General features: G+C 74.9%; 17 protein-coding genes. 8 read left to right on the top strand and 9 right to left on the bottom strand.

The window, feature by feature from the left end; genetic code table 11:
- Positions 1 to 637: 637 nt before the first annotated feature.
- Positions 638 to 1408 carry an aminotransferase class IV family protein gene (locus I5Q34_RS25515; protein WP_199894917.1) on the top strand — a complete coding sequence of 257 codons (771 nt, stop codon included), beginning with the start codon at positions 638 to 640 and terminating at the stop codon, positions 1406 to 1408.
- A 6-nt stretch (positions 1409 to 1414) separates the two neighbouring features.
- Here the strand turns inward: I5Q34_RS25515 and I5Q34_RS25520 are convergent, their stop codons facing one another.
- The 6 genes from I5Q34_RS25520 to I5Q34_RS25545 form a co-directional block, all read right to left on the bottom strand.
- Positions 1415 to 2269: an alpha/beta fold hydrolase gene (locus I5Q34_RS25520; RefSeq protein WP_199894768.1), complete on the bottom strand. Its 855-nt coding sequence runs from the start codon at positions 2267 to 2269 to the stop codon at positions 1415 to 1417.
- A gap of 151 nt (positions 2270 to 2420) precedes the next feature.
- Entirely contained in the window at positions 2421 to 2888 is a 468-nt protein-coding gene (locus I5Q34_RS25525) for a hypothetical protein (RefSeq protein WP_199894769.1), read from the bottom strand.
- Entirely contained in the window at positions 2885 to 3232 is a 348-nt protein-coding gene (locus tag I5Q34_RS25530) for a DUF6415 family natural product biosynthesis protein (RefSeq protein WP_199894770.1), read from the bottom strand. The genes I5Q34_RS25525 and I5Q34_RS25530 overlap by 4 nt, the downstream gene beginning before the upstream one ends.
- Before the next feature lie 12 nt (positions 3233 to 3244).
- Positions 3245 to 3682: a hypothetical protein gene (locus tag I5Q34_RS25535; protein ID WP_199894771.1), complete on the bottom strand. Its 438-nt coding sequence runs from the start codon at positions 3680 to 3682 to the stop codon at positions 3245 to 3247.
- Between the two features lie 415 nt (positions 3683 to 4097).
- The gene (locus tag I5Q34_RS25540) at positions 4098 to 5279 is read right to left on the bottom strand and encodes a helix-turn-helix transcriptional regulator (protein ID WP_199894772.1); all 1182 of its coding nucleotides are present in this window, start codon (positions 5277 to 5279) and stop codon (positions 4098 to 4100) included.
- A gap of 97 nt (positions 5280 to 5376) precedes the next feature.
- Positions 5377 to 6024: an HAD family hydrolase gene (locus tag I5Q34_RS25545; protein ID WP_199894773.1), complete on the bottom strand. Its 648-nt coding sequence runs from the start codon at positions 6022 to 6024 to the stop codon at positions 5377 to 5379.
- A gap of 290 nt (positions 6025 to 6314) precedes the next feature.
- Between I5Q34_RS25545 and I5Q34_RS25550 the strand changes: the two genes are divergently transcribed.
- Positions 6315 to 7205, top strand: a complete 891-nt coding sequence (locus I5Q34_RS25550; protein ID WP_199894774.1) for a DUF4232 domain-containing protein — start codon at positions 6315 to 6317, stop codon at positions 7203 to 7205.
- On the opposite strand, the gene I5Q34_RS25555 is transcribed toward I5Q34_RS25550, so the two are convergent.
- Complete coding sequence (locus tag I5Q34_RS25555) at positions 7174 to 8574, bottom strand: cytochrome P450 (RefSeq protein WP_199894775.1); 1401 nt, start codon at positions 8572 to 8574, stop codon at positions 7174 to 7176. The genes I5Q34_RS25550 and I5Q34_RS25555 overlap by 32 nt on opposite strands.
- 528 nt (positions 8575 to 9102) lie before the next feature.
- Between I5Q34_RS25555 and I5Q34_RS25560 the strand changes: the two genes are divergently transcribed.
- The 6 genes from I5Q34_RS25560 (at position 9103) to I5Q34_RS25585 (ending at position 24293) form a co-directional block, all read left to right on the top strand.
- Complete coding sequence (locus I5Q34_RS25560) at positions 9103 to 15945, top strand: type I polyketide synthase (protein ID WP_277965727.1); 6843 nt, start codon at positions 9103 to 9105, stop codon at positions 15943 to 15945.
- A gap of 7 nt (positions 15946 to 15952) precedes the next feature.
- Positions 15953 to 20365 carry a beta-ketoacyl synthase N-terminal-like domain-containing protein gene (locus I5Q34_RS25565; RefSeq protein ID WP_199894776.1) on the top strand — a complete coding sequence of 1471 codons (4413 nt, stop codon included), beginning with the start codon at positions 15953 to 15955 and terminating at the stop codon, positions 20363 to 20365.
- Entirely contained in the window at positions 20362 to 20688 is a 327-nt protein-coding gene (locus I5Q34_RS25570; protein WP_374193058.1) for an acyl carrier protein, read from the top strand. Before I5Q34_RS25565 ends, I5Q34_RS25570 begins: the two co-directional genes overlap by 4 nt.
- Before the next feature lie 3 nt (positions 20689 to 20691).
- Complete coding sequence (locus I5Q34_RS25575) at positions 20692 to 21510, top strand: alpha/beta fold hydrolase (RefSeq protein WP_199894777.1); 819 nt, start codon at positions 20692 to 20694, stop codon at positions 21508 to 21510.
- Positions 21507 to 22691 (top strand): glycosyltransferase, encoded by a 1185-nt coding sequence (locus I5Q34_RS25580; RefSeq protein WP_199894778.1) that lies wholly within the window; start codon positions 21507 to 21509, stop codon positions 22689 to 22691. Before I5Q34_RS25575 ends, I5Q34_RS25580 begins: the two co-directional genes overlap by 4 nt.
- A 90-nt stretch (positions 22692 to 22781) precedes the next feature.
- Entirely contained in the window at positions 22782 to 24293 is a 1512-nt protein-coding gene (locus I5Q34_RS25585) for a hypothetical protein (protein ID WP_199894779.1), read from the top strand.
- Between the two features lie 56 nt (positions 24294 to 24349).
- Here the strand turns inward: I5Q34_RS25585 and I5Q34_RS25590 are convergent, their stop codons facing one another.
- Positions 24350 to 25534, bottom strand: coding sequence for a GDSL-type esterase/lipase family protein (locus I5Q34_RS25590; protein ID WP_199894780.1), 1185 nt, complete (start codon positions 25532 to 25534; stop codon positions 24350 to 24352).
- Between the two features lie 4 nt (positions 25535 to 25538).
- The gene (locus I5Q34_RS25595; RefSeq protein WP_199894781.1) at positions 25539 to 26135 is read right to left on the bottom strand and encodes a TetR/AcrR family transcriptional regulator; all 597 of its coding nucleotides are present in this window, start codon (positions 26133 to 26135) and stop codon (positions 25539 to 25541) included.
- Positions 26136 to 26153: the final 18 nt, after the last annotated feature.

The following is a 26153-nucleotide window of genomic DNA, read 5'->3' on the forward strand; positions in this document are numbered from 1 at the left end:
GGCCCCCCCGGGGAGGGCGACCGCCTCCGCCCCCTGCACCTCGGGCCCGCGCTCCGCGCGGCGGGCGGGGCTCCGGTCCTGCGTCGCCTTTCGGGTCCGGCCTGGGCCACGAACCGCGTATCCGGCGTGAAGCGAACGGGCCTGGGCGGTTCGGGTTCGGGGGCTCCGCCCCTGGAACCTGCGCCGTGTGCCGGCGGTGACTTGTTGCCCCGGCCCCGCCCTCTCACCGTTTCCCCGGGGCAGGCCCCGGCCCCCGGGAGCGCGTCCCGCGCGATGGCCGGGGCTTCGCCCCGTGCCCTCGTCCGGGCTCCGCCCTGGGTTCGCACCCCGTGCGAGGTGGCGGCCTCGAAGGCCCTGGCCCGGCCCTGGCCTGGCCCCGGCCCCGGTCCCGGCCCCGGTCAGGCCTGCCCTGCCCCGCTCCGGCCTGCCACACCGCGCCCCGCTCCGGCCCGGCCCGCTCCGCCACGCCCCGCTCCGCTCCGGCCCGCCCCGCCCCGCTCCGCCCTGGCCCGGCCCGGCTCGCTCCGGGCGTGGCATGCCGGCTGCCCGGAGTGACGTCAGGACAGCCCCCGCCCGGCCGAGCCCCGTCCGTCCTGACTCGCCGTCACGCACTGGCCCCTGCCAGACTGACCCCGTGATGGAACTCAACGGCCGCCCCGCCGACCCCGACGCCCTCGCCACCCTCGCGCTCACCAACTACGGTCACTTCACCACCATGCGCGTCGACAACGGCCGCGTACGCGGCCTCGGGCTGCACATGGAGCGGCTGGCGGGCAACTGCCGGGATCTTTTCGGCGCCGAGCTCGACACCGGCCTCGTCCGCGCGTACGTCGCCCGGGCCGTGCCCGGCGTCGGGTCCCTCGTGGTCCGGGTGACGGTCTTCGACCCGGCCCTGGAACTCGGGCATCCCTCGGCGGCGGCCACCCCGCACATCCTGGTGACGACCCGCCCGGCCGGGCCCGCGACCGCACCCCCGTTCCGGGTGCGCACGGTGACCCATGTACGCGACGCGCCGACGGTCAAGAACGTCGGTCTCTTCGGTCTCCTCCGGGCTCGGCGCGAGGCCCAACTCGCCGGATTCGACGACGCGTTGTTCATCGGGCCCGACGGCCGCGTCTCGGAGGGCGGCACCTGGAACGTGGCCTTCGTCGACGCCGACGGGACGGTCGTCTGGCCCGAGGCGGAGGTGCTGCCGGGCATCACGATGGCGCTGGTGCGGCGGGACGAACACATCGTCGCGCCGGTCACCACCGGTGATCTGCCCGCCATGAGGGCCGCGTTCGCCACGAACGCGGCGATCGGGGTGCGCGCGATCGCCGCCGTGGACGACGTCCGGCTGGATGCCGGGCACCCGGTCGTCAAGGCCCTGCAGGAGGCGTACCTGGGGATCGAAGGGGAGCTCGTGTGACGCCCTTCATACGAGCTCGCGCAGGATCTCCCCGGCGTGCGTCCACAGCAGCGAGCCCCCGGCCCCGGGAACGACGTGCCGCACCGCCCCGGGGATGCGCGACGCCAGCCCCGCGCCCAGGTCGGGGGAGTGCCCGGTGTCGTCCGCCCCGTACCACAGGGTGACGGGGATCGCGATGGACGCCAGGTCGATGCCCCAGCGGCCCATGGCCAGGACGGTGTCCCGCGCGTAGCCCGCCGGGCCCTGGGCGAACGCCTCGTCCAGCGCCTCGCGGTACGCGGAGGCGAACGGCTCGCGGGTGTAGGCGGCGACGTCGCCCGCCGGGCTGCCCGCCATGACCAGGTCCCACATCGCCTGTGGGGAGAAGTCCGCGAAGACCGCCTCGGCGGCGGCCGGTTCCGCGACCGCGAGGTCCACCAGGCGCCGCAGCTCCGGCGGCAGGGCCTCGGCGAAGCGGGGATCGGCGACCTCGTCCGCCGCCGAGACCAGCGACAGCGCGCCGATCACCCCGTCCGCCGCGCAGGCCAGGGCGAACGGCGCGCCCTGCGAGTTGCCGGCCATGGCGGGCCGGCCCAGCTGCCGGAGCCCGGTGAACGCCCGGACGTCCGCGGCGAAGTCCGCGAGGGTCCGCCCGGGAGCGGGCGTGGAGGCGCCCAGCCCCGGCCGGTCGAGCGAGACCAGACGCACGCCGAGCCCGTCGAGGATGTCCGCGCCGAAGCCGAGCCGACGGCTCGTGGCCGCGCCGGGGGACAGGAGAACCGGCCGCCCGCCGGCCGGACCCCACTCGGCCCAGCCCAACAGCCGTCCGTCGGGCAGTCGTTGCTCGCCGGTGCGGACGGGGGCGGGGGTGTCGATGATCATGGGTGCCATCATGCCGTTCCTCCCGGACCGGGTCATCCGGATTTGCGGGCGATCCGGGCGCGGCAGCGGGCCCATAACAGTGTTCTGCGCACCCGAACTGCCCACTCTTCGCATCGCCGCACCACTTCGTGTTGTGCCGGGTGTCGCGTTCCTATGGACACCGGTCCTGGACCAGGGCGCGGACGCGCTCGGGCGCGCAGAGGCTCCGCTCCTCGCCGGGCGGGGACAGCAGCCAGAACGTGCCGGGTGGCTCGGCGCGGTACGGGGCCGGCAGGGCGATGCGGCAGGAAGGTGCCGGGCACTCGATGCCCCGGAGGTTCCATCGCCGATGGGTGCCGGGCGGTACGAGCACGCAGTAACCGCGCCGTGGGCGGTCGGTGATGACCGCGCTGGTGATGCCGTGCGCGGCGAGGACGGCCTCGATCCCCTCGCGGGTGGTCCCGCCCGCGGCGCCGTGGACGATCGTGGCGGGCAGCCGGATCGTGTCGAAGCGCGGACCGGCGGCGGGTACGAGCGCGGGCCGGTCCTGCGCCCATTCGCGGCGGACGCGACGCGGGTCGTCGCTCTGCGCGGCGAGCCACTCCACGGCCCGCCGCCGCTCGGCGTACGGCTCGTTCACGAGGTCTCCTTTGGCAGGTAGCCGAGCAGTTCGACGAGGATCAGGTGCAGGCTGAGGACGTGGTCCGCGGCGCCTTCCGGACTCTGCCCCGGCCGTTCGGCCAGCGCTTTCCGGGCGCGGTCCAGCGACGCCCGCCGCATGACGGAGTCGACGCTTCCGGCCGCGCAGGCCGCCAATTGGCCTTCCGTCATGCGCAACAGCGCTGTCAGGTGGCGGGTCAGCCGGGCGGTGAGCCTGCCCGTTTCCCGCGCCGGGGGTATCAGGACGTAGGCGCTGACGGCTTCGCGCAAGTCGGCGCGGATCCGGGCGCGGTCGAGGCGCCGGGCTCGGCCTGTATGGATCACTGTGCTATGCCTTCACAGTTGAGCGGGGATGGGTACCGCAGTCGCGGCCGGGAGTCCCAGCGCGGTGGCGAGGCGGGCGGGGTCGGTCAGTCGCCCGCTGCCGTCGGGCTTCTCCAACCAGCCGCGCCCGCACAGTGGTTCGTCGGCCGGAGGGCACGGCAGGGCCCGGTTTGCCGGGCGTGCGGTCAGCCCGGGGCAGCCGTCGAACGCGGCGGCCCGGCCGGGTGGCAGGAGCCACCAGACGCGCTTGCTCTCCGGGCAGGCGGGGACGGGGCCGGGGCGGCCCGTCCGCCGGAGGACGAGCAGGGCGTCCACGGCCCGGAGGAGATCGTTCATCTCGACGACGGACCACACGGTGGTGCGGATGGGTGCCAGTTCCCCCGCGGACCACTGCTGCCGAGCCGCCTCGGGCGAGGGGGAGCAGCGTGCGAGCCATTCGGTGCCTGTCACGGGCATCTGTTCACCGCCCGGTGGCAGGAGCAGGCACACGGCAACGGCTCGGTGCGATGGACGGTGTTGTCACCGGAGATGCGGCGGATGAACGTGGCGCCACGGCACAAGCGATGGCGGCCGATCCGGCATTCCCCTGTGATGTGAGGGGCGGAGCGGCGGGTCACGGGCACGGTTCCGTCACCTGCTCGTGCGGAAGGGCTCCGCATGCGGGGAAGTGGGTCGGGTGCGGAAGACGCTCGACAGCGCCACCGGGGGCGCAGGCTTCGCGGTGCGGGTGAGCGATGCTGACATCGGGCGGTAGATCGATGAATGCGGCCACTGCTGTCTCCACGTGCCGGTTGATGCGCGGGCACGGAGATGGTGGCTCACGGCAGAATGCGCAAGTACCCCTGCGAGGGGTAGGGCAGTGCGGCTATCCGGTGGCGTGGCACCACTCGGCGAAGCGAGTGAGCGACTCGGCGTCGGCCCGCTTCAGGCGCCGCAGGGTGCCCGCGACTTCGCGGACCCAACGATGCTCGCGCGTGTGCTGGGGAGCGATCCGGCGGGCCGTCCTGAGCGACTCGAATGCGTCGTCGGGCCGTCCCGTCCAGAGCTGTGCGCGCGCCAACTCGATGTAGAACCCGGAGCGCCGCTCTGCCGGCATGTCCTGTGGCGGGGCCCATTCGTGGGCCGCGTCCAGCGCGCCTTGGAGGTGATCGTCGCCCAGGCTCACCGCCACGGACACTTGATGGATACGTACGGAGTGGGGGCCGAAGGCGGTGCCCGCGTACACGCCTTCGCGCACGCGGGCGCCCAAGGTCCGCGCCTCGAGGAGGTGCAGGTTGGCGGCATTGGCGTCGCCTGCCCGCCCGGCTACGACCGCCGCGCGCATGTGCAGGGCCCCGCGGGCTGCCGTCGTATGGGTGTCCTGGGGCGGCGGAGCCGCGTTGATGGCGGCTTCCAGGGCCCGCAGACCGGTTCGGTATGCGCGTGCGGCGAAGTAGATCTCGGTTCCCACGTACGCGACGGTGGTGTCCAGCAATTGGTCGTCGGCTGCGGCAGCGGCCCACTTCATGAGGCCGATCAGCCGGGCCGACAGGTCCTTGGCGCCGTATTTGAAGGCGACGGCGTCCGCCGTGCGGTAGGCGGAGACCAGTAGGGCGGCCACCTCCTGTCGCTCCGCGCCTTGTGCGGCAACCAGCGCTCGTGACAGTTCGGTGAGCAAGCCGGGCAACTTACTTGTGATCAGAACGTATTGGGCGCCGAGTCTCCACTCCTCGGCCTTCGTCACGGCGTCCCTGAGCTCGCGCAGCGGGCGGAACGGCCCTTCCTCGGGCATGTCGTATGTGGCGAGAGCAGCCGAGAGAGCCGGCATGGCCGTGTGGACACGAGCGTCGGCGTGGGAGCGCTGGGGGAGGAGCTTCGACAGATCGATGCGCATCGCCTCGGCAAGCGCTTCGAGGACGGTGTCGCCTGCACCGCGCTCGTTGCGTTCGATCTTGCGGAGGGTGCCGAGCGCCACGCCCGCCGCGTCGGCCAGTTGCTGCTGGGTCAGCTTGGCGAGGCGACGCTGATAGGCAACGTACTTCCCCACCCCACTGTGTGATGAAGGCATGGCGAATCTCCGTCGTCGAGTCGCATTCCGGCATTCCGGCACGGTACCGGTGCGGTCACATACCGGGTGTCGTCTCACCTGTCATGGCCGCAGCGCCTCATCGTGGGGTCCGGCGGAGAAGACCGGGCAGCTCCATCAGTGACTCGATGCGCCAATCGGCCACGGCGGCTTCCGGGCTGTCCGCCCACAGATGGCCCAGTGGCCCGCGTCGAAGGTGCGCCGTACGCAGTCCTGCGGCCGCCGCCGGGACGCAGTCGTTGGCCGGGTGGTCACCGACGTAGGCGATGCGATCGGGTGCTGCCCCGGCAAGGGCGACCACGCGATCGAAGAAGGCGGCCGTGGGTTTGGCCACACCCCATTCCGCTGAGGTCGCAATGGCATCGACGGGCAGGCCCATGGCATTCAGCAGCTCACCCGCACGAGCGGTCTGGTTGCCGGCGAGGAAGACATTCAGGCCGACGGAGCGAAGCTCCTGGAGCGCCGGCCGGACGTCCGGGTACAGGTCGGTCTCGTCCAAGTGCTCGCCACAGCCTGCCGCTTCCTTGGCACGGGCCTCGGAGCAGAGATCGATTCCGGGCCGGATCAATCTGATGGCATCGGCGTTGTCCCTCCCCTGGGCCACGACGGCGCCTACCAGAGCGGAGAGTGTGTGGCGGGGCACCCCGAGCCAGTCGGCCCACGAAGCCCAGCCGCGGTCGTCCTTGATGATCGTCTCGCCGACGTCGAGCACCACTGCATCGATCACGCCCGCAGCCTACGGTGTCGTGGCCCATCTGATGGGCCCCCGTGCCCCCGGCGCTGACGGCGGCTGCGGCGTGCGGCGGCCTGCCTGACCGGAACTCCGGGGTCGCGTACGCCGGTCGGCCGTTCACCTGGGGTCCGGACTCTGCCGCGTGGCCGAGGAAGCCGCCGGCTTCGAGCTCTGGACGGCGATCAGAGGAGCAAGGTCTCGGCTCCGAGTGAGCGCCTGTGCAGGGCGGCGGGCCCCGACATACCGATGACAGCAGGCCACCCGGCCCATGATGGGATGACCGGATGCGCACCGCCACCCGTTCCCTCCTGCCCGCCGCCTTCGCGAGCGTCCTGCTGCTGACGGCGTGCGGAACCGGAACACAAGGATCCGGCGTGCCCGGGCCGGGGACCGCCGGGTCCGGGAGCGCGGCCCCCGTCCCCGGGGACCCCTCCGACCTGGAGAAGGACGGCGTGCGGGTCACCGGCATGGGCGGGCGGACGCGCAGCGTCGGACCACCGGTCGTCCCCGTCGAGTTCGCCGTCACCAACCGCGAGGACCGGCCGTTCACGTACACCGTCGCCCTCGACGTCCTGTCCGCGTCCGGCGAGGTGCTGGCCAACACAAAGGAGACCGTGCCGTCCGTGCCCGCCGGCCGGACCGTGCGGCGGACCGTCCGCATCGACACCCTGCGGTCGGGCGCGGAGCGGGTGCGGCTCGGCAAGGTCAGGCGCGTCCCCTCGGACGAGGCCCCGGCCGGGGCCCACTGCCCGCCCTCCGGGTTCCGCCTCACGGCGGACGACGGCGACGCCGCCATGGGCCTGCGCGTCGTGGGGCTCCACCTGGAGAACTGCGGAACCCGCCCCCGCCGCCTCGACGGCCACCCGCTCCTCGAACTGCTCGACGAGGACAGGAAACCGGTCCCCGGCGTCGACGTCCTGCGCGGCGGCGGCGACATCGCCCTCGTGACCGGCTTCGACGACCCGCCGCGCCCGGTCGACCTGAAGCCGGGCGAGACCGGGTTCGCCCGCCTGATGTGGCGCAACACCACCGGCGCGGGCGACCCCGTGAACGTCCCCTATGTCAGGGTGCGGGCCGAGCCCGGGTCCCGGCCCCTGACGGTGATCCCGGAACTCGACCTCGGCACCACGGGAAAGCTCGGCGTCAGCGCCTGGACGAAGGGTTCGCGGCCGTAGCGGAGCGGGCGCGCGCCACCGTGCGCATCGGCAGCTCCTGCGGGCTCAACGCGAGCCGGGGAACGGGACGGACGGGCCGGTCGTCCACCGGGCGCAGCTCCCAGCCGGCGGAGACCGTCGCCAGGACCAGGGTGGCCTCGGTGAGCGCGAAGACGTCCCCGATGCATTTGCGCGGCCCGCCGCCGAACGGCACGAACGCGGAACGCCGCGGCGTGCTCCCGGTCATCCACCGGTCGGGGTCGAAGCGTTCGGGATCGGGGAACAGGTCCGGCCGGCGGTGCAGGAGGTAGGCGCTGTAGACCACCGCGGTGCCGGCGGGGATGGGGTGGCCGCCGAGCCGGGTGTCCTCGGTGGTGGTGCGGGTGAGCACCCAGGCGGGCGGGTAGAGCCGCAGCGCCTCGGTGACCACGGCCGTGGTGAGCTTCAGTGCGGGCAGGTGCTCCAGGGACGCGGCCGGGGCCCCGTCGAGGACGGTGTCCACCTCGGCCCGCATCCGGCGGGCCACGTGGGGGTGGCGGGCCAGCAGGTGCAGGGCCCAGGCCAGGGTTGTGCCGGTGTTCTCCGTGCCGGCGGCGAAGAAGGTCACGAGCTGGTCGGCGATCTCCTCGTCGGTCAGGCCCGGGCCGCCGGGTCCGCCGTTCCCCGGCGGGTCGTGCCCGGCCGACAGCAGCATGGACAGCAGGTCGCCGTCGTGGAGTTCGCCGGAGCGCTGGCCGGCCACGATCCGGTCGATCGCGGTCCGCAGGCGGGCACGCGCCCGGTCGTAGCGGAGGTTGGCCGGGGTGGGCAGCCGGTCCGCCGACGGGGGCAGCAGCGTGCGGCGGGGGATGCCCGCCACGACGACCGTGAAGTCCTCCATGAGCCGGGCGAGATCGCCGTCCGCGGCCGCCCGGGCGGGATCGCGGCCGAACATCGTGACGATCGTCGTCCGGGCGCTGATGCCGTGCATCTCGGCGATGGCGTCCACCGCCTCCCCGTCGGTCCACGCGCCGGTGGCCGCGGTCACCTGGCGGCGCATCGTCTCGGCGTAGCCGGGCATGCGGGCGGGGTGGAACGCGGGCTGCAGCAGCCGCCGTTGGCGGCGGTGGTCGCTGTACGGGCAGCTGGCCAGCCCGTTGCCGGTCAGCTCGCGGATGCGGTCGTACAGCGGTCCGCCCTTGTCGAAGGTGCGGTCGTCGCGCAGGACTTGACGGGTCAGCTCGGGGTCGCAGACCACCACGGCCCGGTACCGGCCGACGCGGACCTGGACCAGGTCGCCGTGGCGGGGGAGTTCCGCGAGGAAGCCGAGGGGGTCGCGGAGCAGTGGGAGGGCGTGGCCGATGACGGGGAGCGCGCGGGGGGCGACGCCGTAGGCGCAGGTGCTCTTCACGCCATCCCCGTGCCCGGGTGGTATCGCCCGAATCCCCGGCAAGTGGGGTGTGCGGGGGCAAAAGGGGAGTGAAGCGGTGGGAAGGGTTCCGCGCCCTACGCCGGGCGCCGCACGTCGGCGCCCGAGCGCCGAGTGCCGCACCACTGCCCTGTGACGCACACCATGCGCGCGAGGACGCCGAACGGGGTGTTCCGTTTGCCTGCGCCGTGCAATGATCCGGTCAGGCCCGCCGGGGAAGCGGGCCTCGTCCTTCCGTCGCCGCGCCCAACGGCCCGGCGGTGCCTGCCTACGGACACTCGCACCTGTCCGCCCCCGCACCTCGTGGTCCCGGAAACACAGCGGTTTCCCGCCCGAGCCGTGCGCATCGCACCCATGACGACCCTCCGTTGACCGGTCCCCTGCCCGACGGGCGCCTCCGTCAGGGCCGTTGACCGGCACGTCCCCCCACCTCACCGAGCACGCCCCGGCCGCCGGCGCACCCGCGCGCGTCCCCGTGCCCCTGAGCGAACCCTTCTTCCCGGAGTGCCCGTGGCCACAGAAACAATCCTGGGCGTCAGCCCGTTCGGCGAACCCGACCCACGGCTGGTGGCGGCGGTCTGCCGCGCCGGCGCCCTCGGCGTGCTCGATCTCGGCAGGGTCCGGCGCCGCGCAGCCCTGGAGGCCCTCCGGCTGGTACGGCAGTGGGTGCCGGGCCCCTTCGGGGTCCGGATCGGGGCGGGGTGCGCGCTCGGGCCCGACGACCTGGCGGACGACGGGGAAGCGCTCACCGTACTGCTCGGCGCGGACGCCGAGTTGCTCCCCGGTGACCTCGCCGCCGGACGGCACCGCGTCCTGGCCGAGGTCACCTCCTACGACGAGGCCCTGGCGGCCGTGCGCGCCGGCGCGCACGGCCTCGTCGCCCGGGGGAACGAGGCCGGCGGGCGCGTCGGCGAGCTGAGCACCTTCGTCCTGCTCCAGCAACTGGTCGCGGCGCCCGAACTGGGCCTGCCCGTCTGGGCCTGCGGGGGCATCGGCCCGCACACCGCCGCGGCCGCCGTGGTCGGCGGCGCGGTCGGCGTCGTCCTGGACACCCAGCTGGCCCTGCTCGACGAATCCGACCTCGTGGAGGACGTCGCGGCGGCCCTGCGGACCATGGACGGCTCGGAGACCGTGCTCGCCGCCGGCCACCGGGTGCTGCGCCGCCGGGGCCCGGACGCGCCGCCCCCGCCGGACGCCCCCGCCGAGGCCGCCCGGCTGCTCGGCGCGGACGCCGGGCCCGGCCGGCTGCTGCCCGTGGGCCAGGACGGCTTCCTGGCCGCCTCGTTCGCGCGGCGGTGGGGCGACGTGGGCGCGGCCGTCCGCGGCGTCACCGCCGCCGTCGAGGACGCCGTACGCGACGACACCGCCGCGGACGCCCTGCTGCGCGGCTCCCCGATGAGCCGCGCCCTGGGCACCGCGCTGCCCGTCGCCCAGGGGCCGATGACCCGGGTCAGCGACCAGGCCCGGTTCGCCGGCGCCGTCGCCCGCCACGGCGGACTCCCCTTCCTGGCACTGGCCCTCGCCGGGCCGCTGGAGACACGGATCCTGCTGGAACAGGTCCGCTCCGAACTGGGCGAACGCCCCTGGGGCGTGGGCGTCCTCGGCTTCGCCCCCGAACAGATCAGGGCCGCCCAGCTGGAGATCGTCCGGGAACTCCGCCCGGCCTGCGCCATCGTCGCGGGCGGCCGGCCCGCGCAGGCCGCCGTGCTGGAGGAGGCCGGTGTCGCCACCTTCCTGCACGTGCCCTCGCCCGGGCTGCTCCGGCAGTTCCTGGCGGCGGGCGCCCGCAAGTTCGTCTTCGAGGGCGCCGAGTGCGGCGGCCACGTCGGGCCGCGCGGCAGCTTCGCGCTGTGGGAGGCACAGGCCGAGGTGCTCGGCGAATTCCTGGACGCGCACGGCGACGCGGAGCCGGGGGAGCTGCGGGTGTTCTTCGCCGGCGGCGTGCACGACAAGCGGTCGGCCGCGATGGTGGCCGCCCTCGCCGCACCGCTGACCGCCCGCGGCGTGGTCGTCGGCGTGCTCATGGGCACCGCGTACCTCTTCACCGAGGAGGCGGTGGACCGGGGCGCCGTGCGGCCGCTGTTCCAGCGGCAGGTCGTCGCGGCGCGGCGCACCGAACTGCTGGAGACCGCGCCCGGGCACGCCACGCGCTGCGTGCACAGCCCGTTCACGGACGAATTCCGCGGCGTCAAGGAGGAGTTGCGGACACAGGGCGTCCCGGACCGGCAGGCGTGGGAGCGGCTGGAGCAGCTCAACGTCGGGCGGCTGAGGCTCGCCAGCAAGGGCGTCGAGCGGTCCGGCGAGTCCCTGACGGAGGTGGACGAGGCCCGGCAGCTGGCCGAGGGGATGTTCATGGCCGGCCAGGTGGCCGTGCTGCGCAACGAGGTCACCACGGTCCCCGAACTGCACGCCGCCGTCAGCGCGGAGGCCGCCGGCTTCTTCACCGCCCGCGCCCGGCGGCTGCGCGCGGGCCTCCGCCAGGAGGCCCCGGCCCCCACCCCCGACCCGCTCGACGTCGCCGTCGTCGGCATGGCCTGCATGTTCCCCGGCGCGCCCGACCTGGCCGCCTACTGGGCGAACGTGGTCGCGGGCGCCGACGCGGTCGGCGAGGTGCCCGCCGAGCGGTGGGACGCCGACCTGCACTACGCGCCCGGGGCCGACGGCGACCGCACGGCGTCGAAGTGGGGCGGCTTCCTGCCGGACATCCCCTTCGACCCGCTGCGCTACGGCATCCCGCCGTCCTCGCTCGGCAGCATCGAGCCGGTGCAGCTGCTCGCGCTGGAGGCCGCGCGGCGGGCGCTGCGCGACGCCGGCTACGAGACGCGTCCCTTCGACCGCTCCAGGGCCTCGGTGGTGTTCGGGGCCGAGGCCGGCGGCGACCTGGCGAACGCCACCACCCTGCGCACGGTGCTCCCCGCCTACCTGGGAGAACTCCCGCCCGAACTGGAGGCCCAACTGCCCCGGCTGACCGAGGACTCCTTCCCCGGCATGCTGGCCAACGTCATCTCCGGGCGGATCGCCAACCGGCTCGACCTGGGCGGCGCCAACTTCACCGTGGACGCGGCCTGCGCCTCCTCCCTGGCGGCGGTGGACGCGGCGTGCAAGGAACTGTCCGCCGGCACCAGCGACCTCGTCCTGTGCGGGGGCGCCGACCTGCACAACGGGATCAACGACTATCTGCTGTTCTCCTCGGTGCACGCGCTGTCCCCGACCGGCCGTTCCCGCACCTTCGACAGCGCGGCCGACGGCATCGCGCTCGGCGAGGGCGTCGCCTGCGTGGTCCTCAAGCGGCTGGCGGACGCGGAGCGGGACGGCGACCGGGTCTACGCGGTCGTCAAGGGCGTCGGCAGTTCGAGCGACGGCAAGTCCCTGGGGCTGACGGCGCCCCGCCCGGAGGGACAGCGGGCCGCACTGGAACGGGCCTACCGCCACGCCGGGATCTCACCGGCCGACGTGGGCCTGGTGGAGGCCCACGGCACCGGGACCGTGGTCGGCGACCGCACCGAACTCACCACGCTCACCGAGGTGTTCACCGAGGCCGGGGCGGCGCCCGGCGGGTGCGCGCTCGGCTCGGTGAAGTCGCAGATCGGGCACACCAAGTGCGCGGCCGGACTGGCCGGCCTGATCAAGGCCGCCATGGCCCTGCACACCGGCGTCCGGCCGCCCACCGCGCAGCTGACCCGGCCCAACCCGGCCTGGGAGGAGGGGAGAAGCCCCTTCGCCTTCCACACCACGGCCCGCCCGTGGGCGGCCGGGCCCGGCGAACGGGTCGCCGGGGTCAGCGCGTTCGGGTTCGGCGGCACCAACTTCCACGTGGTGCTGCGCGGCCACGAGGCGGGACCCCCGCCCCGGCACGGGCTCGACGCCTGGCCGGCCGAGCTGTTCGTCTTCCACGGCACCGACCGGGCGGACGCCCACCGGGCCGCCGGCCGGCTGCTGGAGCTGGCCGAGGAGAACGACCGGCAGGGCCGTCCCTGGCGGCTGCGCGACCTGGCCCTGAGCGCCGCCCGGCGCGGCGACGCGTCCGGGAAACCGGCCCGGGCGGCCGTCGTCGCCCGCGACCTGGACGAACTGCCCGGGCTGCTGGCCCGGATGCTGGACGGCGAGGACGACCCCCGGTCCGGTGTCTTCGGCGCGGCGCCCGAGGGCCCGGACGGCGGCGAGGTGGCGTTCCTCTTCCCCGGCCAGGGCAGCCAGCGCCCGGACATGCTCGCCGAGTTGTTCATCGCCTTCCCGGAAGTGCAGCGGTACCTGCGGACCGGCCGCGAATGGGCGGACGTCGTCTTCCCGCCCACCGCCTTCGACCCCGCCGTCGCGGACGGACAGCGCGCCCGGATCACCGACACCCGCACCGCCCAGCCCGCCCTGGGCATCATGGGACTGACCGTCCTCGAACTGCTGGGCCGGGCCGGCGTCCGCCCCGGCATGACGGCCGGGCACAGCTACGGCGAGCTGGTCGCGCTGTGCGCGGCCGGGGCGTTCGGACCGGAGACCCTGCTGGAGCTGAGCGCGGCCCGCGCGGAGGCGATCCTGGCCGCCGCCGGCGACGAGCCGGGGACCATGGCCGCCGTGGCGGCCGGGCACCAGGACGTCGCCGAGGAGCTGTGGGCGGCCGGACTGGCCGACCGCGTGGTGGTCGCGAACCACAACGCGCCGCGCCAGACCGTGATTTCGGGCCCCGGCGAGGCGGTCGCGGAGGCGGTGCGCCGGCTGCGCGAGCGCGGCCTGGGCGCCAAGCCGATCCCGGTGGCGTGCGCCTTCCACAGCCCCGTGGTGGCACCGGCCGGCGAATCGTTCGCCGGGATCCTCGCGGAACGGCCGGTGGGCGCGCCCGAGATACCGGTCTGGGCCAACCGGACGGCCGCCGTCTACCCCGCGCAACCGGACGGCGTACGGGACGAGTTGGCCGCCCAGATCGGCTCCCCCGTGCGCTTCGCCCAGCAGATCGAGCGGATGTACGAGGCCGGGGCCCGGGTCTTCGTCGAGGCCGGGCCGGGCTCGGTGCTCACCGGCCTGGTCGGCAGGATCCTCGGCGACCGCCCGCACACCGCGGTGGCCTGCGAGGGCCCCGACGGCCCCGGACTGCGCGGCTTCCTGGGCATGCTCGCCCGGCTCGCCGTCGCCGGCGTCCCCGTCCGCACCGGCTGGCTGCACCGGGGACGCGACAGCGCCGAGGCCGTCCCCGGCGCCTGCCCCGCGCAGCCCGGCTGGATCGTCAACGGACAGCTCACCCGCACCCGTGACGGCGACCCGCTGCCCGGCTCGCTCACACCCGCACGACGCATTCGGCCGGAGGAGATGACAGTGACCCAGAACCGCGACGGCGACGCCATGGCCGCCGACCGCGACCGGATGGTCCACGAATTCCTGCGCACCAGCAGGGAGTTGGTCGCCGCGCAGCGCGACGTGCTGCTGACCTGGCTCGGTGGCGCGCCGGGCGTGCCCGCTCCCGCACCGGCTCCGGTGCCCGCCGTGCTCCCGCCGTCCGCACCGGCGGAACCGGCGGAGGCACCTGCCACCGCCGCTCCGGCTTCTCCGGAGCCCGCGGACGTGCTGGCGGCCGTCCTGGACATCATCAGCGAACGCACCGGCTACCCCCTCGACATGATCGAGCCCGGTCTCGACCTGGAGGCCGACCTGAGCGTCGACTCGATCAAGAGGGTCGAGATCGTCGGCGAACTGGCCGTACGCCTCGGCTTCGGCGGCGGGACGGGGCTGCCCCGGCTCGACGACGCGGAGCTGGAGGTGCTGTCCAAGGCCCGCACCGCGTCCGGCATCGCCGGGCTCCTGGAGGAGCGGCTGCCCGACGGGAACGCGGCCGACGGACGTCCGTCCGTACAGCCCCCGGCCGCCGTCACCGGCGGGACGCCCGGCCGGCTGGTCCTGCGCACGGCCGGACTCCCGTCCCCCACCGGCGAGTTCGCGGTCCTGGAGGGCCGGCGGTTCGCCCTGCTCGGCGGCGCGGGACCGGTGCCGGACGCGCTGGCCGCCCGGCTGGGCACCCACGGCGCCCAGGCGCTCGTCCTCCCGCCGGACCATCTGCTCACCGACGAGGACGGCCCGGTGGACGGCGTGTTCCACCTGGAGGCGCTGGCGAAGGGCGGCGGCGGTCCGCTCCTGCCGGACGCCTTCCCGGTGCTGCGGGCCGCGCTGCGCGGCGGGCCGCGCTGGCTGCTCGCGGCCGCGCCGGCCGCCGGCGCGGACGTCCCCGCCGCGATCGAGGGACGCGCGGACGGGCTGCGGGGCCTGTTCCGCAGCGTCGCGCGGGAGTACCCGGACACCCTCGTCCGGCTCGTCGAACCGGCCCCCGAGATGACGGCCACCGAGGTCGCGGCGGCGCTGGTGGGCGAGTTGACGGCCGAGGACGCGGCCCCGGTGGTGCTGCGGTCGCCGGACGGCGGCCGGTACGGCCTGGAAGCATCGCCCGCCGGCCTCGGCGCCCTGGGCGACCGCGGCGCGGGCCCGGCCGGGGACGGCGCGGCCGAGGCCGCCGCCCTGGGCCTGGACCGGGACGCGGTCGTGCTGCTGGTCGGCGGGGCGCGGGGCATCACCGCGCGGTTCGCCGCCGCGCTGGCGTCGGCCTCCCGCTGCCGGATCGAGCTGGCGGGCCGGACCGCCCTGCCGGACGACGCCCCCGAGGACGAGGCCGTCCGGCAGGCCCCGGACCGGGCGGCGCTGCGGGCCGTGCTGGCCGCGCGCGGGGAGGGCTCCCCGGCCGCCGTCGAACGGGCCGCCTCCGGGATCCTCGCCCGGCGGGAGGTCCGCCGCACCCTCGCCGCCCTGCGGGACCTGGGCAGCCCGGCGCGCTACCACGCGCTCGACGTCCGCGACCCCGGGGCCGTGCGCCGCCTGGTGGCGGACGTCCACGCCGAACACGGCCGGCTGGACGGCGTGGTGTACGCGGCCGGGGTCATCGAGGACCGGCTCCTGGCGGAGAAGGACCCCGACTCCTTCCGCCGGGTGTACGGCACCAAGGTCGACGGCGCGCGCACCCTGCTGGCGGCCCTGGACGAACTGCCGCACACCCCCCGCTTCGCCGTGTTCTTCGGCAGCGTCGCGGCCGTCTTCGGCAACCGCGGCCAGGCGGACTACGCGGCCGCCAACGACGCCCTCCAGTCCCTGGGCGGCCGGTGGGCGGCGCGCTCCGGGTGCCGGACGCTGACCGTCCACTGGGGACCGTGGGCACCGGACGGCGAGCACGCCGGCATGGTCACCCCGGAACTCGCCCGCGAGTACGCCCGCCGCGGCGTCGGACTCATCGACCCCGAGGAGGGGACGCTGTGCCTGCTGCGCGAGCTCGCCTGGGGCGAGGCATCGGCCGACGCCGTCGTCTACACCGCGCCGGGCCGGTGAGACGGGCATGACGGAAAACCTCCACGGCCGGCCCCCGGCCGCCGTCGTCGGCATGGCCGTCCTCTTCCCGGGGGCGCCGGACCTCGCGACGTACTGGCGGAACCTGACCGGCGGCGTCGACGCCATCACCGAGGTCCCGCCCGGGCGTTGGGACCCCGCCTTCTACGACCCGGCCGCCGCCGGCGACCGCGCGGACCGGGTGTACTGCCGCCGCGGCGGATTCGTCGACGACCTGGCCGAGGTGGAAGTGACCCGGTTCGGCATCATGCCCAGCTCGGTGCCCGGCACCGAACCGGAGCAGCTCGTCGCCCTGCGCGTGGCCGCCGAGGCGATCGCGGACGCGGGCGGCGAGGCACGGCTGCCCGACCGGGACCGGGTCGGGGTGATCCTGGGCCGGGGCGGCTATCTGTCCCCCGGCCTGTCCCGGGGCGTCCAGTCGGTCCTCACCTCCAACCAGCTCCTCCGCACCCTCGGCGAGTTGCTGCCCGAGCTGGGCGCCGACCGGCTGGAGCGGGTGCGGCGCGCGTACACCCGGCAGCTGGGCCCCGACGAGCCCGAGCAGGCCATCGGCCTGGTGCCCAATCTGACCGCCTCCCGGGTGGCCAACCGGCTCGACCTGCGCGGCCCGGCCTACACGGTGGACGCCGCCTGCGCGTCCTCGCTGGTCGCGGTCGACCAGGCGGTCGGCGAACTGGCCTCGGGGCGCTGTGATCTGGTGCTCGCCGGCGGCGTCCACCACTGCCACGACATCACCCTCTGGTCGGTCTTCTCCCGGCTGCGCGCCCTGTCGCCGAGCCAGCGGATCCGCCCGTTCCACCGGGCGGCCGACGGGCTGCTGATCGGCGAGGGCACCGGCGTGGTGGCGCTCAAGCGCCTCTCCGACGCGCTGCGCGACGGGGACCGCGTCTACGCCGTCGTCCGCGGCACCGGCGTGGCCAGCGACGGCCGCAGCGGCAGCCTCGTCAACCCCGACCCCTCGGGCCAGGTGAAGGCGGTGCGGGCGGCGTGGCGGGAGGCCGGACTGGACCCCGCCGCACCGGGGTCCGTCGGGCTGCTGGAGGCGCACGGGACCGCCACCCCCTCCGGGGACGCGGCCGAACTGGCCACCATGGCCGAGGTGTTCGGCCCGCCCGGGGGAAGGGAGGACCGGCCGGTGACCGGGTCGGTGAAGTCGATGATCGGCCACACCATGCCGGCCGCCGGCGTGGCCGGGCTCATCAAGGCGGCGCTCTCCGTGTACCACGGCGTACTGCCGCCGACCCTGCACTGCGAGGACCCGCACCCCGCCCTGGCCCGCACCCGCTTCCGGACGATCGACGGCGCGCGGGAGTGGGAGACCGGCGGCGGGCGGCCCCGGCGCGCGGGCGTCAACGCGTTCGGCTTCGGCGGCATCAACGCCCATGTGGTGCTGGAGGAGACGCCCGCCGCGGCCGGCCGGCGGGCCCGGCCGCCGGCCACCGTCCGGGAGCCGGAACAGGTGCTGCGGCTGGCCGCCGGCACCCCCGAGCGGCTCGCGGCGCTGCTGGACGCCGAGGACACCGCCGTCCGCGCGGCGGGCCACGGACGGCCGCCCGGCACCGGGCGCGTCCGGCTGGGCATCGTGGACCCGACCCCCAAGCGCCTCGCCCTGGCCCGGAAGGCCGTGGCCAAGGGCACCCCCTGGCGCGGGCGCGGCGACGTCTGGTTCTCCCCCGAGCCGCTGCTCGGCGGCCCCGGAGGCGGCCGGCTCGCCTTCGTCTTCCCGGGCCTGGAAGCCGAGTTCAGACCCCGCGCCGGCGACGTCGCCGCGCACTTCGGCCTGTCGGACCTGCTGCCTGCGGGCTTCGGCGGGCCCGGCACCGACGTGGCCGACGTCGGCCGGCACGGCGCCGGGGTCATCGCCGTCGGGCGGGTGCTGGACGCCGCGCTGCGCCGCATGGGCATCGTGCCGGACGGAGTCGCGGGCCACAGCATCGGCGAATGGACGGCGATGGCCACCGCCGGGCTGTACGACGCGGACGCCGTCGACGCGTTCACCCGCTCCTTCGACCCGGACCAAGTGCGGGTCGCCGGGCTCGCCTTCGCCGTACTGGGAGCCCCGGCCGGACAGGTCACCGCCGCGCTCGCGGGCCGCCCCGACGTCGTGCTGTCGCACGACAACGCCCCCGAACAGTCGATGGTCTGCGGCCCGCCCGGCCAAGTGGAGGAACTGGTAAGGGACTTCCGTGCCCGGCACGTCATCGGCCAGGTCCTGCCGTTCCGTTCCGGCTTCCACACCCCGATGCTGGCCCCCTACCTCGGCCGGATCCGGCACTACGCCGGGCAGTTCGAGCTGCGCCGGCCCACCGTGCCCGTCTGGTCGGCGACCACCGCCACGACGTACCCCGGCACGGAGGAGGAGGTGCGGGAGCTCTTCGTCCGGCACCTGCTGGAGCCCGTGCGCTTCCGGCCGATGATCGAGGCGATGTACGCGGCCGGCTTCCGGGCCTTCGTCCAGGCCGGTACGGGCCAGGTCGGCTCGCTGGTCGAGAACACCCTGCGCGGCCGTCCGCACCTGGTGGTGGCGGCCGACTCCCCGCACCGGGACGGGACGGCGCAGCTGCTCCGCGTCGCCACGGCCCTCTGGGCGGACGGCGGCGACCCGGACACCGGGGTCCTGACGGCCGGCGGCGCCGGTGACGTCCGCCGGATGCCGCCGTCGCGGCTGGACCTGGGCGGGAGCCTGGTGTCCCTGGACCGGGAGACGGTGGCCGAGGTGCGCTCGGTCCTCGCCGCCCGCCCCGACGCCGTGGCGGAGGGCGACTCGCCCCTGGCCGCCGAGCTGCGGGCGCTGCTGAAGGACACCGCCGACACCGCCGTCGCGGTCTCCCGCGCCGCGGCCGCGCGGACGGCCCGCACCGCGCTGCGGGTGTCCACGGACACCATGCCGTACCTGCGCGACCACTGCTTCTTCCGGCAGCGCCCCGGCTGGCCGGACGAGGCCGACCGGTGGCCGGTCGTCCCCGCCACGACGGTGGTCCACCACATGATCGAGCACGCGGAACGGGCCCGGCCCGGGGCGACGGCCGTGGCGGTGCGCGAGGCGCGGTTCGACCGCTGGGTGGCCGCCGCGCCGCCCGTCGAGGTGCCCGTGACCGTCGAGCCGCGCGGGACCGGGCGGGCACAGGTGACCTTCGGCGCGTACGCGCACGGTGAGGTGGAGCTCGCGGACCGGTACCCCGGCGACGCGCCCCGCCCCTGGCGGTGGCGGCCGGAGGAGGAACGGCCCCCGGAGATCACGGCCGCACAGCTGTACCGGGACGGCTGGATGTTCCACGGCTCCGCGTTCCAGGGCGTCACCGGGCTGACGGCGATCGGCGACGCGCACGTGCGCGGCGTCCTCACCACGCCGTCCGCGCCCGGCGCCCTGCTCGACAACGTGGGCCAGCTGCTCGGCTACTGGATCCTGTCCACCCTCACCGAGCGGACCCTGGTCTTCCCCGTACGGATGCGCCACCTCCGCTTCTTCGGCCCGCACCCGGCGCCCGGCACCCGCGTGGAATGCCTGATCAGAATCGCCTCCGTCACCGACGCCACGATCGAGGCGGACGTGCAACTGGTGACGGGCGACGGCGTCTGGGCGGAGATCGACGGCTGGCAGGACCACCGCTTCGACAGCCGCCCGGAGACCAAGGCGCACGAACGGTTCCCCGAACGGCACACCCTCTCCGGCGTCCAGGAGGGCGGCTGGGTGCTCCTCTTCGACCGCTGCCACGACCTGGCCTCCCGCGACCTCGTGATGCGGCGGCACCTCGGCACGGCCGAGCGCGAGGACCACGGGCGGCGCCCGCCGTCCGGCCGCCGCCGGTGGCTGCTCGGCCGCATCGCGGCCAAGGACGCGGTCCGCCGGTGGCTGTGGGAGCACGGCGAGGGGCCGGTCTTCCCCGCCGAGATCCGGGTGGACAACGAACCGTCCGGCCGGCCACGGGTGACCGGCGTCCACGGCCGCGTCCTCCCCGGGCTCGACGTCTCGCTGGCGCACCGGGCCGAGGCCGCGGTCGCCCTGGTCCGCCCGCGCGGCGCGGACGGGCGTCCGGCGGCGGTCGGCATCGACGTGGAAGAGGTCGCCGAACGGCCTTCCGGGACCCTCGCCGTCGCCCTCGGCCTCGCCGAGCGCGAGCTCCTCGCCGCCCTGTGCGCCCGGACCGGCGAACCGGAATCCCTCTGGTTCACCCGGTTCTGGGCGGCGAAGGAAGCGGTGTCCAAGGCGGAGGGCACCGGCCTGCGGGGACGCCCGCGGGACTTCGAGGTGGCCGAGGCGACGGCGGACCTCGTGCGCGTGGCCGTCAACGGCCGCCACTACCCGGTGCGTTGCCGGAACGTCCGCAATCCGGAGGACCTGCCCGGCAGGGAGTACGTGGTCGCCTGGACCACGGGCGACGAACAGGAGGGACAGCAGTGAACAGCAGTCAGGCAGCGGCACCGGCCGGTCCGGCCGAAGCGGCGGTCCTCGAGGAGATCACCGGCATGCTCCACGCCGTCCTCGGCGAGTACGGCGGCGTGGACGACGCCGGGATCACCATGGACACCCGGTTCCACGAGGACCTGGACCTGGAGAGCATCGACCTGGTCACCCTCGGCGGCCACCTCCAGGCGCGGTACGGGGAGCGGGTGAACTTCGCCGAGTACCTGGCCGGACTCGGGCTGGAGGAGATCATCGGCCTGACGATCGGACAGCTCGTCGCCTACATCGCCGACTGCTCCCGGGAACCGGGGGAGCGCTGACCGATGGCCATGATCGACGCCAACGGCCTCGCGGTGCACGTGGAACGCATGCCCGCCCGCACGACCGGAACGGCCCCGCCGCCCACGGTGGTGCTCATCCACGGCATGCTCATCGACAGCCTCGTCAGCTACTACTTCACCCTGGCCCCCCGGTTCGCCGCCGCCGGGCTCGACGTCGTCATGTACGACCTGCGCGGCCAGGGCCACAGCGAACGGCCCCCGGACGGCTACCGGTTGGAGGACCACCTCGACGACCTGGAGGCCCTGCTCGACCGGCTGGACCCGCCCGGCCCGGTGCACCTGGTGGGCAACTCCTACGGCGGCACCATCGCGTTCGGCCACGCGGCACGGCACCCCGGCCGGGTGGCCAGCGTCTCGATGATCGAGTCGGAGCCGGCGACCGCCGCCTGGTCCCGCAAGATGGCGGACAACCTCGCGCGCGGCGCCGAGGAACTCGCCCGCGACGGCCTCTTCGAGGAACTCACCGGGAAATACGGCCGGCTCGTGACCAGACGCGTCCGGTCCGCCGCCCGGCTACTGCACTCCACCACCACGGCGCTGGACGTCCCCGCCAGCCGGGTGCTCGACGAGGACGCCATCCGCGCGGTGGGCAGCCCGGTGCTCGCCCTCTACGGCGCCGAGTCCGAACTCGCCGCACAGGAAGGCTGGTTGCGGTCGCTGCTGCCCAACTGCCGTACCGTCGTGGTACCGGACCAGGAACACTGGGTCCTGGTCGGTGCCACCGACCTGGCCGGCGACCTGATCCTCGAATGGATCCGCGCGCACACCCCCGTCCCGGCGGCCGGGGAGGCGGGACGGTGAGCCGCTTCCTGTTCGTCGTGCCGCCCCTGGTCGGACACGTCAACCCCACGGTCGGGGTCGCCGCCGAACTGACCCGGCGCGGCCACACCGTGGCCTGGGCCGGTCTGCCGGACGTCGTGCGACCGCTGGTCGGCGACGGCGCGACCGTCTTCCCCTGCGCCTCCCCGGACCTGACCGACCCCGCCCTGCTGCGCCCGCCCACGCTCCGCGGCCCGGCGGCGCTGCGCTTCCTGTGGGAGCGGTTCCTCGGGCCGCTGGCGGAGCACATGGCGCCGGGGGTGCGCGCGGCCGTCCGGCAGTTCCGGCCGGACGTCCTGGTGGCCGACCAGCAGGCCGTCGCCGGCGGCCTCGTGGCCGAGCGGCTGGGCGTGGTGTGGGCCACCTCGGCGACCACCACGGCCGGATTCACCTCCCTCGCGGGCCTGCCGAAGGTCGACTCCTGGATCGCCGGGCTGATCGGCGGGCTGCGGCACCGGATCGGCAACCCGCGCGGCACCGCCGACCCGCGCATGTCCGACCGCCTGGTGCTGGCCTTCAGCACCGAGGCCCTGGCCGGATCCGCCGCCGTCGGCGAGCGCGTGCGGTTCGTCGGCCCGTCCCTCGCCTCCCGGCCGGCCGCCGACGACTTCCCCTGGCACCGGCTGGACCCCCGGACGCCCACCGTGCTGATCACCCTCGGCACGGCCAACGCCGAGGTCGCGCCCCGCTTCCTCGCCGCGTGCGCCGAGGCGGTGCGCGGCCGGGCGGACCGGGCGCAGGCGGTGATCGTCGACCCGACGGGCACGGTGCCGGAGTTCGCCGACCGGGTGCTGGTCCGGCCGCGCGTTCCCCAACTGGCGCTGCTGGAACGCTGCGACGCGGTGATCTGCCACGGCGGGCACAACACCGTGTGCGAAGCGCTGTGGCACGGCCTCCCGCTGGTCGTCGCGCCCATCCGGGACGACCAGCCCGCGATCGCCGCCCAGGTGACGGACGCCGGGGCGGGCGTACGGGTCCGGTTCAACCGGGCGACCGCCGGCCTCCTGGGCGAGGCGCTCGACACCGTCCTGCGCGAACCCTCCCACCGGGAGGCGGCCGGGCGGGTGCGCGAGTCCTTCCGCACCGCGGGAGGCGCGGCGGCCGCGGCCGCGCACCTCGAAGACCTGGCGGCGGAAGCGGGACGACTCCCGCGCGGCCGCTGATCCCCCCGTGCTGCCGAAAGAGGTGTACCGCCGATGTCATGACGTGACATGGTCCCGCCAACCCTGAAACCCCCCACACCGAGGAACCACATGCGCAACTTCCGGAAAAGAGCACTGGCACCAGTGCTGCTCACCGCCTTCTCACTCGCCCTCGCCGGCTGCTCGACCTCCGGGGGCGGTTCCACCGCCGCCTCGGACGAGGTGGCCAACGCCGGCCAAACAGGCGCCCCCAGCGTCGACTTCAGCCTCGAAACCCCCTCACCGGGGAAGGCCTCGCCGGGCGCCGTGGCCATCCCGGCCGGAGGCGGCCTCAAGGCGCAGAAGCCGGCGGTGAAGGTCGACTCGATCGACGAGAAGAGCGGACGGGCCGTCATCACCGACACGGTCCCGCCGGACGCGCCCGGCCCGTCCGGCAAGCCCGCGCCGTCCGCGCCGTCCACGACACCGGCGGCGAAGAAGAAGCCCGTCGCCGTCGGCGACATCATCGCCAGCAAGCCCGTGCCCGGCGCCCCCAAGGGCGTCCTGGCCAAGGTGACGAAGGTGGAGAAGAAGACCTCGAAGGGCACCGAGGTCCGTACCGCCCCCACCGATCTCTCCACGGTGCTGGGCGACTCCAAGGTCAAGAGCAAGCTGCCCGTCGACCCGTCCGGTTTCAAGGCCGAACCGCTCGTCCCGGGCGTGAAGTTCTCCTATGCCAAGCGCGGCAAGGTCCACGCCGGGCCGGACGGGCTCAAACTGCCCTTCGGCAGCCTGCGCGTCGACGTCGACACCAAGCTCGACACGGAGAAGAACGCGAAGAAGGACGGGCCGGACAGCCCCACCAAGGCGGCGTTCAAGGGCTTCGTCCAGCTGGCGCCGGAGATCGACTTCAACTACTACGGCCGCGGTTCGGGCGACGGCCCGTCCGGCGCCGGCCTGCGGCTGACCGGTGACTGGTCCTCGGGATTCCACTTCAAGGGGCGGACGTCCCCCACGACGAACGGCAAGCCGGTGCGCGTGCCGTTCGTCGTCCTGCACGCCAACCCGACCTTCTACATCGGCGAGCTCCCGGTGACCGTCAACATCGACCTCACCTGCTACGTCCTGATCGACGCCGACGGAAAGGTGAGCCTCGACGTCCAACAGGACCCCGTCAAGGGCGACTTCACCCTCGGCTCCGCGTTCGGTCTGAAGGAGGGCTGGCAGCCGGAGGCCAAGGCGAACTTCACCCCCGCGACGCTGAAGGCGAGCACCTCGGCCGCGGCCGACGTGAAGGTCAGGTTCGGCACGGAGGCCAACCTCGGGCTGTACGGCAGCGTGGGCGTGAAGGGCGATGTCGCCGCGCCGTACGTCCGGACCGAGGTCAAGGGCGGGGTCAGCGGATCGACCGAGGGCAGGGCCGCGGCCGACGTCGACTGGAAGCTGTTCGCGGGAGTGGATCTGGAGGGATGGGTCATGCCGTATCTGAAGATCGGCGGCGTGCAGGCGCTCGCGATGCGCCTCCCGATGCCGAAGGTGCAGCGCGAGGTCCAACTCGCCCACGGCAAGGGAGCGATACGCGTCCCCCAGCCGCGCACCCCGCAGGACGACAGCGCGTCCGGCCGGAAACCCTCGCAGGGCTGACGGCGTCAACGCCCTTCCTCCTCCCCGCAGTCCGCGAGGAGGAGGAAGGGCATCTGTCAGACGCCGCGGTCCGCGAACGGGCCGTCGGCCGCGAAGGCCAGCCCGGCGAAGCGCTCGCCGATGCGGCGGTGCGTGACGGCGTCCGGGTGGAGCCCGTCGGGCAGCGGCAGTTCGGCGAAGTCGGCCTCGCCGTAGAGGGCACGGCCGTCGAGGAGGTGCAGGTTCGGGTCGTCCGTCGCGCGCTGCCGGACGATGCGCGCGAGCTCGTCCCGGATGACGCCCAGCGTCAGCTTGCCGCGCGCGGCCTCCGCGGGGTCGCCCGCGGCCACGAAGCGGAGCGTGCCGTTTCTGATGGCCTCGAAGTCCGGCATGGTGGGGCCGGGGGTGTCCTCGTGGACGGGGCAGTGGATCGGCGAGACGACCAGCAGCGGGGTGGTGGGGTGGCCCTCGCGGACGGTGTCGAGGAAGCCGTGCACCGCCGGGCCGAAGGCACGCAGGCGCATCAGGTCGGTGTTGACCAGATTGATGCCGATCTTGACGCTGATCAGGTCGGCGGGGGTGTCCCGCATCGCGCGGGCGGTGAACGGGTCGAGCAGCGCGTTGCCGCCCAGGCCCAGGTTGACCAGTTCCACGCCGCCGAGCGAGGCCGCGCGCGCGGGCCAGATGGTGCTGGGGCTCGCGGCGTCGGTGCCGTGGCTGATCGAACTGCCGTGGTGCAGCCACACCTTGCGGCCCCGGTCGGGCGCGGGCTCGACGGGGGCGTCCGTGCGCAGGGCGACGAGCTCGGTGATCTCGTTGTACGGCAGCCAGATCTCGACGTCCTTGACGCCCTCGGACAGACCGGCGAAGCGGACGGTGCCGGACGGCCCGGGGCGGAGCTCGGCCGCGCCGGTGGCGAAGTCGACGGTCAGGGTGTTGCCGCCGGCCACGCTCGCCGAGCCGGCCGGGCGGCCGTCGACGAGCAGGTCGTACACGCCGTCCGGCCGGGGCGGGACGCCCACGATGACCCGCTTGGTGGCCAGGACGTCCAGTTCGACGGCGGTGGCCCCGGTGCGGAAGGCCAGCCGCACGCCGGAGGGCTGCGACTCCATCATCGCGAGCTGCCCGTCGGCGCACTGGGCGCGGGCCCGGGCCGGCAGCCGGTGCGGCAGGACGCCGTGCTCGGTGAGCTCCAGGTCGAGGGCGCCGCGCAGTATCTCCGCGGTGATGGGGGTGGATATCCAGTCGTGCTCGGTGCTCATTGCCTCAGCCTGTCGATCGGGGGTCCGGCGGTCGGTGCGCGGGCCAGTTCCGCAGCAGGGCGTCGAGGGCGTCCACGATGCGCGACCAGGACTCCTGCGGGCCGGGGGCGCTGTGGTCGAAGCCGCCGCCCGCCTCCAGGTCGACGAAGCCGTGGAAGACGCTGCCCAGCAGCCTGACCGCGTGGGTCCGGTCCGGCTCCCGGAGGTCGTAGCCGCGCAGGATCGCCCGCATCATCCCGGCGTGCCGCCCGCCCGCGCTCGCGGCCGCCGTCTCCGGATCGAGCCTGAACCGCGCCGCGGCGTAACGGCCGGGGTGCTCCCGGGCGTAGTCGCGGTAGACGTCCGCGAAGGCGCGCAGGGCGTCCCGGCCGGACCGCCCGGCGAGGGCGGAGGCACCCCGGTCCGCGAGCTCCTCCAGCGCCAGCAGAGCGATCCTCGTTTTGAGGTCCTCCGCGTTCCTGACGTGCGAGTACAGGCTCGCGACCTTGACGTCGAACCGCCTGGCGAGCGCGGAGGGCGTCACCCGGTCGAAGCCGGCCTCGTCGGCGAGCTCCGCCCCCGCCCGGACCAGGCGCTCCGCGGTCAGTCCTGCGCGTGCCACGACCTGCCCCTCTGTTGC

The sequence above is a fragment of the Streptomyces sp. AV19 genome (assembly GCF_015999245.1).
In the GTDB taxonomy this organism is placed as follows: Bacteria; Actinomycetota; Actinomycetes; order Streptomycetales; family Streptomycetaceae; genus Streptomyces.